Raw genomic sequence first — 10,312 nt, forward strand, 5'->3', positions numbered from 1 at the left:
CGTATATCCGCACGTCATGTGCCTGCGTTAGTCTGACCGTTCCCTGCTGTCTGCCGAGCTTTCCATGCCTGACCTGCTAGACCGCTACCCGCTGACCGCGGGCACTTATCACGAACTGCTGAATGACAGCGGGGAAGTGCGCCCGCATTGGCGGCGGCTGTTCGATCAATTGCAGCGCAGCACCCCGGCGCAACTGGTGCAGCGGCAGGCGCTGCTGGCCCGGCAGATTCAGGAAAACGGCGTGACCTACAACGTCTATGCCGATCCCAAGGGCGCCGACCGCCCGTGGGAGCTGGACCTGCTGCCGCACGTGATCGCTGCTGATGAGTGGCAGCACCTGTCGGCGGGGATTGCCCAGCGAGCACGCCTGCTCAACGCGGTACTGGCTGATCTGTACGGGCCGCAGCGGCTGATCAGCGAAGGGTTGTTACCGGCGGAGCTGGTGTTCGGTCACAACAATTTTCTCTGGCCCTGTCAGGGCATTGCTCCGCCTGAAGGGGCCTTTCTGCATCTGTACGCCGTGGACCTGGCGCGCACGCCGGACGGACGCTGGTGGGTCACGGCGGATCGTACCCAGGCGCCGTCGGGCGCGGGTTATGCGCTGGAAAACCGCACCATCGTTTCGCGGGCGTTTCCCGAGTTGTACCGCGATCTGAAAGTGCAGCACCTGGCCGGCTTCTTCCGCACCCTGCAGGAAACCCTCGCGCGTCAGGCGCCGTGTGCCGACGACGCGCCGCTGGTGGTGTTGCTGACGCCCGGGCGCTTCAACGAAAGTTACTTCGAACACCTTTATCTGGCGCGCCAGCTCGGTTATCCACTGGTGGAGGGCGGCGACCTCACCGTGCGCGATGCCACGGTGTACCTGAAAACCCTCAGTGGTCTGCGCCGGGTGCACGCGATCATGCGCCGGCTCGACGATGACTTCTGCGATCCGTTGGAGCTGCGCACCGATTCGGCACTTGGTGTGCCTGGCCTGCTGGAAGCGGTGCGTCAGGGCCGGGTGCTGGTGGCCAACGCCTTGGGCAGCGGCGTGCTGGAATCACCGGGATTGCTCGGATTTTTACCGAAGATCAATCAGTACCTGTTCGGCGAAGAACTGCTCCTGCCGTCTATCGCCACCTGGTGGTGCGGCGAGGCGCCGGTGCTGGCGCAGGCGCTGGAAAAGCTTCCCGAGCTGCTGATCAAACCGGCATTCCCCTCGCAAAGCTTCGCGCCGGTATTCGGCCGCGATCTGAGTGAACAACAGCGCCAGGCACTTGCCGAGCGCATGCAGGCGCGGCCGTACGCGTATGTCGCGCAAGAGTTGGCGCAGCTGTCCCAGGCGCCGATCTGGCAGGCCGAAGACGGTCAACTGCAACCGCGAGCGATCGGCATGCGCGTGTACGCGGTGGCCAGTGGTGACGGCTATCGCGTATTGCCCGGTGGGCTGACCCGGGTCGCCGCCGAGGCCGATGCCGAAGTGGTGTCGATGCAACGTGGCGGAGCGAGCAAGGACACCTGGGTGCTGGGCGAGCGTGCGCCCAGCGGCGAACAGTGGAAAACCCAGCGCAACGTCGGCGTGCACGATCTGGTGCGCCGCGACCCGTACCTGCCCTCGCGGGTGGTGGAGAACCTGTTCTGGTTCGGCCGCTACTGCGAGCGTTGCGACGACAGTGCGCGACTGCTGCGGATCATGCTCGCGCGTTATGTCGATGGCGACGATCCGCAAGCCTTGCAGGCCGCCGTGGAGCTGGGCGAGCGTCTGATGTTGCTGCCGGAGGAGGGCGAGTTGCCGGAGCGGCTGCTGGCGGCGCTGCTCGGCGAGGACTGGTCGTTCAGCCTGCGCTCCAACCTGCAGCGCCTGCAGTGGGCGGCCTCGCAGGTGCGCGGCAAGCTCTCGCGGGAGAACTGGCAGGCCTTGGTCGAGTTGCAACGCGAGGCGCTGGAACTGGACACCGAAGAGCCGGACTTCGGCGAGTTGCTGGATTTCCTCAACCGGCTGGTGATGTCGCTGGCGGCGCTTTCGGGTTTCGCGCTCGACGACATGACCCGCGACGAAGGCTGGCGCTTTCTGATGATCGGTCGGCGGATCGAACGCTTGCAGTTTCTCAGCCGCAGTCTGGCCGCATTTCTGCGCGGCGCCGGGGCGTTCGATCAGGCGGGGCTGGAATGGCTGCTGGAACTGGGCAACAGCAGCATCACCTACCGTTCGCGGTATCTGGCGGTGGCGCAGTTGATTCCGGTGCTCGACCTGTTGCTGCTGGATGAGCAGAACCCGCACGCGGTGCTGTTCCAGTTGAAACTGGTGACCCGCACACTCAAGCGCCTGAATGATGATTTCGGCGTGCCTCGCGAGGCGGGGTTGCCGCAATTGGTCGAGCGTCTGGCGCGGTTCGATCTGGGCTGTCTGGAGAATCCGCTGTTCGGGGAGAAAAGCGTGCGTGCCGCGCTCGATGGTCTGGCGGACCTGCTGCAAGAGATTGCCGAGGCCAGCGGTCAGGTGTCCGATCGTCTGGCGCTGCGCCACTTTGCCCATGTCGATGATGTCAGCCAGCGTACGGTGTCCGTCTGATGAGCGCGCATTACCAGATCTTTCACGACACCTGTTACCACTACGACAGCCCGGTTTCCCTGGCACAGCAATTGGCGCACCTGTGGCCGCGTGAGTGCACATGGCAGCGCTGCACCGAGCAGCAATTGCTGATCAGCCCGGAGCCGACCACGCGGCGGGATGAACTGGATGTGTTCGGCAATCCACTGACCCGGCTGGCCTTTGAGCGCCCGCATGATGAATTGCAGGTCAACGCCCGGCTCACGGTTGAGGTGCTGGCGCGGCCGCTGGCGGATTTCAATCTGTCCCCGGCGTGGGAGCAGACGCGCAACGCGCTGACCTACAGCAGCCAGCCGTTGTCCGCCGAAATGCTGGAGGCTTGTCGCTATCGCTTTCAGTCACCCTACGTGCATTTGAAACGCAGTTTCGTCGAGTTTTCCGAAAGCTGTTTTCCACCGGGCAGGCCCTTGTTGCTGGGCGTGCAGGCGTTGATGCAGAAGATTTTCAGCGAATTCACCTTCGACGCCGAGGCGACGCAAGTGGCGACGCCGCTGGTCGAGGTGCTGGAGCGCCGACGCGGCGTGTGTCAGGACTTCGCCCACCTGATGCTTGCCTGCGTGCGTTCACGGGGGCTGGCGGCGCGTTACACCAGTGGTTATCTGCTGACCCAGCCGCCACCGGGGCAGCCACGGCTGATCGGCGCCGACGCGTCGCATGCCTGGGTGTCAGTATTTTGTCCGGTGCTGGGGTGGGTGGATTTCGATCCGACCAACAACGTGCAGCCGGCGCTGGAGCACATCACCTTGGCGTGGGGCCGGGATTTTTCCGATGTGTCGCCGTTGCGCGGGGTGATTCTGGGGGGCGGCTCGCATGATCCGGAAGTGCGGGTCACGGTGATGCCATTGGAATGAAGACAATCGAGAGTGGGGAGCTTTTGTGGCGAGTGAGCTTGCTCCCGCTCGACTGCGAAGCAGTCGCAAAACAATTTGGGGTCGCTGCGCAACCCAGCGGGAGCAAGCTCCCTCGCCACAGATCGCTCCCTCTGGGAGCGAATCAGCAATCAGCTCAGGCGTCAGGCGCCTGGTCTTTCGGTGCATCAACAACATCATCATCGTTGTCAGTCGCCACTTCCCCGTCAGGGTTCAGTGCCGCTTCTTCAGCCAACTGTTTCTTGCGCTGGAGCTTTTCCTCTTTCTTCTTTTCCTTTTCCAGGTCTCGTTGACGTTTGGCGAAGGAGTAATTGGGTTTGGCCATGGGCGATCCTCTGGGGTCGAAGGTGAGGTTGAGCGGCGCGTATTCTGCCCTGTATCGGTGCCCGGCGGTTAGCCGGGTTTTTGGTCGACCCACTTGGGCGTGACGGTCGGCTTCCAGTTATCCAGGGCGTCGAGCAGCGTTTGTGCTGATTCGCTCACTTGCAGCATGTCACGGTGTGGGGCGCGAACGAAGCCTTCGCCGACGATATGGTCAAGAAAAGCGGTGAGTTTGCTGTAAAAACCGTTCACCTCAAGCAGCCCCAGCGGCTTGCCGTGGTAACCGAGCTGGCCCCAGGTCCAGACTTCGAACAGCTCTTCCAGCGTGCCGAGGCCGCCGGGCAACGCGATGAACGCATCGCTCAGTTCAGCCATGCGGGCCTTGCGCGCGTGCATGCCATCGACCACTTCGAGGCGCGTCAGGCTTTTGTGACCGATCTCCTTGTCCATCAGGCTTTGCGGAATGATCCCGATCACTTCGCCGCCGGCGGCCAGTGCGGCGTCCGCCACCAGGCCCATCAGGCCCACGGCACCCCCACCGTAAACCAGCGTCAGTTGGCGCTCGGCGAGTGCCCGGCCAAGGGCTTGGGCGGCTTCGGTGTAAGCCGGATCAGTGCCGGCGTTGGCACCGCAAAATACACAAACGGATTTGAGAGACATGCCTTCCTCCTGGGTCAATCCGTCACAGGGTAATGGCTGGCACGCCTTGATCCAAGGACTAAGCTTCGCGTTCTGGCGATTCAAAGGTACCGCTGGCGCCACAGGCGTAGGCGGCGAGCAAACTGCACAACAGACCGTTAAAGAACATGACAGGCACTCCGTTTCAGTAGATGCGCCGATCATAGGCCCGGCCGTGGATTCTGGCCGGTAGATTGTTTCGATGAGTGTCATAGCCTGAAAGTTGTATACAATTTTTGACTCAAGTCATAGGAAGTTGCGAAGATTTCAGGCAGTCTTTCCACCATTAGTGTTTTTGTTAACCCTGCCTTGGAGATTCACCATGTTTTCCAAAGTTGTTGCGGTATCCCTGCTGGCGCTGGCCAGCAGCCAATTGATGGCTGCCGAGTGCAAAACCACCGTTGATTCCACCGACCAGATGTCCTTCAACACCCAGTCGATCGTGATCGACAAGAGCTGCAAGACGTTTACCGTTGAATTGACCCACTCCGGCAGCCTGCCGAAGAACGTCATGGGTCATAACGTTGTAATCAGCAAAGCGGCTGATATGGCCGGTATCGCTACTGACGGCATGAGTGCTGGCATCGACAAGAACTACCTGAAAGACGGCGACGAGCGTGTCATCGCTCACACAAAGATCATTGGTGCAGGCGAGAAAGATTCGCTGACCTTCGACGTTTCGAAGCTGGTAGCCAACAATGATTATGCTTTCTTCTGCTCGTTCCCGGGCCACAACTCGATGATGAAAGGCACCATTGCTGTGAAGTAAGCAGGCTCACCGCGTTATCGTTCTTCGCGAGCAGGCCCGCTCCCACAGGGTTTGTGTCGGTCACACATTTTGTGAACAACCGGGACACTGTGGGAGCGGGCTTGCCCGCGAAGAGGCCATCAGCATCGACAGGTGAACTGGCCAAAGAAAAGCCCGCTGAGGATCGCTCCTCAGCGGGCTTTTTCATTCAGTCGCCGATCAAGGTGCGAACGGCATGACCCGCTTGTGATGGGTCTTGTTGTAGGTGTTGACGATGATGTCGAACGCTTCCTGACGCACCGGCTCGCCGTGCAAGAAGGCGTCGATCTCGGCGTAGGTCACGCCGTGGGAGGCTTCGTCCGGTTTGCCCGGCGACAGGTCTTCCAGATCCGCGGTCGGCACTTTTTCCACCAGCGATTCCGGTGCGCCGAAGCTGCGGGCAATCGCCCGGACCTGGTTTTTCACCAGACCGCTGAGCGGGGCCAGGTCGCAGGCACCGTCACCGAACTTGGTGAAGAAACCCATCACCGCTTCCGCCGCATGGTCGGTGCCGATCACCAGACCGTGCGCCGCGCCGGCGATGGTGTACTGGGCGACCATGCGCATCCGCGCCTTGGTGTTGCCGAGCACGAAATCCACCGACACCGCGTGCTTGCCTTCGAACGCCGCGACTTCACTGGCCAGCGATTTGACCGCCGGGCCGATGTTCACCGTGTGGCGTTCGTCCGGGGCGATGAAGTCCACCGAAGCCTGGGCGTCGTGCTCGTCGAACTGGGTTTCGTACGGCAGGCGCACGGCGATGAACTTGTAGGCGTTGTCGCCGGTGCGCTCGCGCAGCTCACGCATGGCGCGCTGGGCCAGCAGGCCGGCGGTCAGCGAGTCGACGCCGCCGCTGATGCCCAGCACCAGGGTCTTGAGGCCGGAATTGACCAGGCAATCCTGGATAAAGGTGATGCGCCGGGCGACTTCCGCTTCGAGGGCCTGATGCCCGGCGAATGGCGGTTGCACCTTGAGCTGTTCAGCAATCTCACGCTGTACGGCTTGCATGAATTCACTCCTTGCTAGATAGACTGGAATCGGCAGGAACCTGGAACACATGTCGCAAATAGGCGACGAAATTCGGGTCTTTGCAGTGGGTCTTGCCGGGCTCGTCGGAGATCTTCGCCACCGGCTGGCCGTTGCAGGCGGTCATTTTAAGCACGATGCTCATCGGTTCGACACCCGGAATGTCACAGGTCAGGTTGGTGCCGATGCCAAAGCTGACGTTGATCCGCCCGTGCAGCGCGCGGAAGATCTCCAGCGACTTGGGCAGAGTCAGGCTGTCGGAGAACACCAGGGTCTTGCTCATCGGGTCGATGCCGAGCTTGTGGTAGTGGGCGATGCATTTTTCGCCCCACTGCACCGGATCCCCGGAATCGTGGCGCAGACCGTCGAAGAGCTTGGCGAAGAACAGATCGAAGTCGCCGAGGAAGGCGTCGGTGGTGATGCAATCGGTGAGCGCAATCCCCAGCAGGCCACGGTATTCGCGCACCCAGCAATCGAGGGCGGCGATCTGGCTGTCGATCAAGCGTGGGCCGAGTTGTTGGTGGGCCATGATCCATTCATGGGCCATGGTGCCCAGCGGTTTCATGTCCAGCTCGCGGGACAGGTGAACGTTGCTGGTGCCGACAAAGCGCCCGGGGAAATCGTGCTTGAGCACGTTGACCACTTCTTCCTGCACACGGTACGAAAAGCGCCGGCGGGTGCCGAAGTCGGCGACCTGCAATTGCGCCAGTTCGTCGGCCGAGGCGTTGGCGCTGAGCCAGTCGAACTTGCGATACAGCTGTTCGCGCGCCTGCACCAGCTCGATTTCCCGGTAGCGATAGCGGTTGCGCACTTCGCTGACGATCGCCAGCAGCGGCACTTCGTAGAGAATCACGTGCAGCCACGGGCCGCGCAGACGGATGAACAGTTCGCCGTTCTCGATCCCGGTGTGCAGGTAGCGCAGGTTGAAGCGGAACAGGCCGAGAAACCGCAGGAAGTCCGGTTTGAGGAAGGTGATGCGCTCGAGAAAACTCAACTGGTCGGCGCTCAGGCTCAGTTCGGCCAGGCGCTCGATCTGATAGCGAATCTCGGCCAGATACGGGCGCAGATCCTCGCTGTTACGGCAACGGAACTCCCATTCGACTTCGACGTTGGGGTAGTTGTGCAGCACCGCCTGCATCATCGTCAGTTTGTAGAAGTCGGTGTCGAGCAGGTTCTGCACGATGCGATCGGCAAACACACTCTCGCTCATAAACGGGGTCTCCAGGTGCACCGCGCGGATGCGCGGGATCAATCAATGACGCTAGTGGCGCATATCAGCGGTGGGGATTGCCAGCATTTTTTAAGAGCGCCGAGATCACCTGTGGGAGCGGGCTTGCTCGCGAATGCGGTGCATCAGTCACATTTGAATTGACTGGCCCACCGCATTCGCGAGCAAGCCCGCTCCCACAGGGTTGTTGAAAACTCTATATCGGCGTCAGGTCCGGGCTATCAATCTGCTCCAGCATCCACTTCACAAAATCCCGCACCTTCGGCACTTCCGCCGCATGCTCCGGGTAGGCCAGGTAGTAAGCGTCGGAACTGGGCATTGCATGCTGCCAGGGAATGACCAGTTTGCCGTCGGCCAATTCCTCTTCCACCAGAAACCGTGGCAACAGCGCCACACCGCAGCCGACCTGAGCAGCGCGGATGCACATGTAAAAGGTTTCGAAGCGCGGCCCGTGGTAGCTGTGTTCGGTGTGGTAGCCCTGACTGTCGAACCAGTCGTGCCAGGCCTGTGGGCGCGAGGCGTTTTGCAGCAGCACCAGATCGGTCAGTTGCGTCGGGTCGGTGAACGGCTGATCCGGCAGGCTGCCGGGTGCGCAGACCGGCACCAGCTCTTCGCCGAACAGTTTCAGGCACTCGGTGCCGGGGCGTGAGCCCTGACCGAAATAGAACGCCAGATCGCTGCGCCCCTGCAGCAAATCGTCGGCCTCCTGCTCGTTGCACAAGTCGAGATGGATCGACGGATGGCGCAGACGCCAGCCCTTCAGACGCGGTACCAGCCAGCGTGCGCCGAAGGTCGAAGGCGTCGAGACGCGCAGGACTTCAGTCTCGCCGCCGTAGGAACGCAGGTAATGCGTGGACATTTCCACTTGGGTGAGGATTTTTCGGACCTCCACCAGGTACAGATCCCCGGCCGGGGTCATCTGCAAACGCCGACGCACCCGGCGGAACAACAAGTGCTGCAACAATTCCTCAAGCTGCGCGACCTGTTTGCTGACGGCGCTCTGGGTCAGGTTCAGTTCTTCGGCGGCCCGGGTGAAGCTCAGGTGCCGGGTCACGGCTTCGAAGCACTGCAACGCGGTGATCGACGGCAAGTGGCGTTTGTTCAGCATGGGTGATCCCTTTTTCTTGTCTTTCTATGCGCAGCATGAATAAACGGAATGATATCTCGCGTAAAGGTCGTTTGTTGCCTCGCCGTACTGACGCTACAACTAAAGGCCTGCCCGGTCGCGACAATGCGTCCGCACACATTCAGTTTTTCGCTTGAGGAGTAACCATGGTTGCCGCATTGCTTGATCGTCTTGGTGTGAACCCGGCCCTGTACCAGAACGGCAAAGTGCCGGTGCATTCACCCATCGACGGCAGCCGCATCGCCGCCGTGAACTGGGAAGGCCCGGCCGAAGTCGAGCAGCACATCAGTCGCGCAGATCATGCTTTCGAGCAATGGCGCAAGGTGCCGGCGCCGCGCCGCGGCGAGCTGGTGCGTCAGTTCGGCGAAGTGCTGCGTGAGTACAAGGCTGACCTCGGCGAACTGGTGTCGTGGGAAGCGGGCAAGATCACTCAGGAAGGCCTCGGTGAAGTGCAGGAGATGATCGACATCTGCGATTTCGCCGTCGGTCTGTCCCGTCAGTTGTACGGCTTGACCATCGCCTCCGAGCGCCCGGGCCACCACATGCGTGAAACCTGGCATCCGCTGGGCGTGGTCGGTGTGATCAGTGCGTTCAACTTCCCGGTCGCGGTGTGGGCGTGGAACACCACGCTGGCGCTGGTCTGCGGCAACCCGGTGGTGTGGAAACCGTCGGAGAAAACCCCGCTGACCGCACTGGCCTGTCAGGCGCTGTTCGACCGTGTGGTGAAGAATTTCAGCGATGCGCCGGCGCACCTGTGCCAGGTGATCATCGGTGGCCGTGATGCCGGCGAAGCGCTGGTGGATGACCCGCGTGTGGGGCTGATCAGCGCCACCGGCAGCACCCGCATGGGCCGCGAAGTGGCGCCGAAAGTCGCCGCGCGTTTCGCCCGCAGCATCCTCGAACTGGGCGGCAACAACGCGATGATCCTCGGCCCGAGCGCCGATCTGGACATGGCCGTGCGCGCCATTCTGTTCAGTGCGGTCGGCACCGCCGGTCAGCGTTGCACCACCCTGCGTCGCCTGATCGCCCATGAGTCGGTGAAGGAAGAAATCGTCACCCGCCTCAAAGCCGCGTACGCCAAAGTGCGCATCGGCCATCCGCTGGAAGGCAATCTGGTCGGCCCGCTGATCGACAAACACAGCTTCGAAAACATGCAGGACGCGCTGGAGCAGGCGCTGAGCGAGGGTGGCCGGGTGTTCGGCGGCAAGCGTCAGCTGGAAGAGCAGTTCCCCAACGCCTACTACGTGTCGCCGGCCATCGTCGAAATGCCGGAGCAGAGCGACGTGGTCTGCAGCGAAACCTTTGCGCCGATCCTCTACGTGGTCGGCTACAGCGACTTCCAGGAAGCGCTGCGCCTGAACAATGCGGTGCCGCAAGGCCTGTCGTCGTGCATCTTCACCACCGACGTGCGCGAGGCCGAGCAATTCATGTCGGCGGTCGGCAGCGACTGCGGCATCGCCAACGTCAACATCGGCCCGAGCGGCGCGGAAATCGGCGGCGCGTTTGGTGGCGAGAAGGAGACCGGTGGCGGTCGTGAATCGGGTTCCGACGCCTGGCGCGCGTACATGCGCCGCCAGACCAATACCGTGAACTACTCGCTGGAGTTGCCGCTGGCGCAGGGCATCACCTTCGACTGAGTTTGGAATGAAGCAGATCCCCTGTGGGAGCGGGGGGGGGGGGGGGGGGG

9 protein-coding genes are annotated in these 10,312 nt (G+C 62.0%); 4 read left to right on the forward strand and 5 right to left on the reverse strand.

Annotated features, from left to right (window positions below; translation table 11 throughout):
• The first annotated feature begins 64 nt into the window (after nucleotides 1–64).
• Together NTD85_RS04060 and NTD85_RS04065 are read left to right on the forward strand one after the other, a co-directional pair.
• A complete protein-coding gene (locus tag NTD85_RS04060; RefSeq protein WP_262141484.1) occupies nucleotides 65–2,551 on the forward strand; it encodes a circularly permuted type 2 ATP-grasp protein in 2,487 nt (828 codons plus the stop codon).
• Complete coding sequence (locus NTD85_RS04065; RefSeq protein WP_262141485.1) at nucleotides 2,551–3,441, forward strand: transglutaminase family protein; 891 nt, start codon at nucleotides 2,551–2,553, stop codon at nucleotides 3,439–3,441. Before NTD85_RS04060 ends, NTD85_RS04065 begins: the two co-directional genes overlap by 1 nt.
• A gap of 154 nt (nucleotides 3,442–3,595) precedes the next feature.
• Here the strand turns inward: NTD85_RS04065 and NTD85_RS04070 are convergent, their stop codons facing one another.
• Nucleotides 3,596–3,784 carry a hypothetical protein gene (locus tag NTD85_RS04070; protein ID WP_262141486.1) on the reverse strand — a complete coding sequence of 63 codons (189 nt, stop codon included), beginning with the start codon at nucleotides 3,782–3,784 and terminating at the stop codon, nucleotides 3,596–3,598.
• A 68-nt stretch (nucleotides 3,785–3,852) separates the two neighbouring features.
• Nucleotides 3,853–4,440 carry a TIGR00730 family Rossman fold protein gene (locus tag NTD85_RS04075; protein WP_003221147.1) on the reverse strand — a complete coding sequence of 196 codons (588 nt, stop codon included), beginning with the start codon at nucleotides 4,438–4,440 and terminating at the stop codon, nucleotides 3,853–3,855.
• Between the two features lie 340 nt (nucleotides 4,441–4,780).
• Here NTD85_RS04075 and azu point away from each other — a divergent pair, with 340 nt between their 5' ends.
• Nucleotides 4,781–5,227 (forward strand): azurin, encoded by a 447-nt coding sequence (gene azu, locus NTD85_RS04080; RefSeq protein WP_003221151.1) that lies wholly within the window; start codon nucleotides 4,781–4,783, stop codon nucleotides 5,225–5,227.
• A gap of 198 nt (nucleotides 5,228–5,425) precedes the next feature.
• Here azu and nadE read toward each other — a convergent pair whose 3' ends face one another.
• From nadE to NTD85_RS04095, 3 genes are all read right to left on the reverse strand, one after another.
• Entirely contained in the window at nucleotides 5,426–6,253 is an 828-nt protein-coding gene (nadE, locus tag NTD85_RS04085; protein WP_047290995.1) for an ammonia-dependent NAD(+) synthetase, read from the reverse strand.
• A gap of 4 nt (nucleotides 6,254–6,257) precedes the next feature.
• Nucleotides 6,258–7,481, reverse strand: coding sequence for a nicotinate phosphoribosyltransferase (pncB, locus tag NTD85_RS04090; protein ID WP_003221154.1), 1,224 nt, complete (start codon nucleotides 7,479–7,481; stop codon nucleotides 6,258–6,260).
• 214 nt (nucleotides 7,482–7,695) lie between these two features.
• Nucleotides 7,696–8,607: a LysR family transcriptional regulator gene (locus NTD85_RS04095; protein WP_098966954.1), complete on the reverse strand. Its 912-nt coding sequence runs from the start codon at nucleotides 8,605–8,607 to the stop codon at nucleotides 7,696–7,698.
• Between the two features lie 164 nt (nucleotides 8,608–8,771).
• Between NTD85_RS04095 and NTD85_RS04100 the strand changes: the two genes are divergently transcribed.
• On the forward strand, nucleotides 8,772–10,262 hold the full coding sequence (locus NTD85_RS04100) for an aldehyde dehydrogenase family protein (RefSeq protein ID WP_315975106.1): 1,491 nt from the start codon (nucleotides 8,772–8,774) through the stop codon (nucleotides 10,260–10,262).
• Nucleotides 10,263–10,312: the final 50 nt, after the last annotated feature.

It is taken from the genome of Pseudomonas sp. 13B_3.2_Bac1, from assembly GCF_025466205.1.
Taxonomy (GTDB): domain Bacteria; phylum Pseudomonadota; class Gammaproteobacteria; order Pseudomonadales; family Pseudomonadaceae; genus Aquipseudomonas; species Aquipseudomonas fluorescens_H.

What these genes read in the sequence shown, in the direction of transcription:
- NTD85_RS04100 (WP_315975106.1), top strand. Translation starts at nt 8,772, where the DNA reads ATGGTTGCCGCATTGCTTGATCGTCTTGGTGTGAACCCGGCCCTGTAC.
- NTD85_RS04070 (WP_262141486.1), bottom strand. Translation starts at nt 3,784, where the DNA reads ATGGCCAAACCCAATTACTCCTTCGCCAAACGTCAACGAGACCTGGAA.
- NTD85_RS04065 (WP_262141485.1), top strand. Translation starts at nt 2,551, where the DNA reads ATGAGCGCGCATTACCAGATCTTTCACGACACCTGTTACCACTACGAC.
- pncB (WP_003221154.1), bottom strand. Translation starts at nt 7,481, where the DNA reads ATGAGCGAGAGTGTGTTTGCCGATCGCATCGTGCAGAACCTGCTCGAC.
- NTD85_RS04060 (WP_262141484.1), top strand. Translation starts at nt 65, where the DNA reads ATGCCTGACCTGCTAGACCGCTACCCGCTGACCGCGGGCACTTATCAC.
- nadE (WP_047290995.1), bottom strand. Translation starts at nt 6,253, where the DNA reads ATGCAAGCCGTACAGCGTGAGATTGCTGAACAGCTCAAGGTGCAACCG.
- NTD85_RS04075 (WP_003221147.1), bottom strand. Translation starts at nt 4,440, where the DNA reads ATGTCTCTCAAATCCGTTTGTGTATTTTGCGGTGCCAACGCCGGCACT.
- NTD85_RS04095 (WP_098966954.1), bottom strand. Translation starts at nt 8,607, where the DNA reads ATGCTGAACAAACGCCACTTGCCGTCGATCACCGCGTTGCAGTGCTTC.
- azu (WP_003221151.1), top strand. Translation starts at nt 4,781, where the DNA reads ATGTTTTCCAAAGTTGTTGCGGTATCCCTGCTGGCGCTGGCCAGCAGC.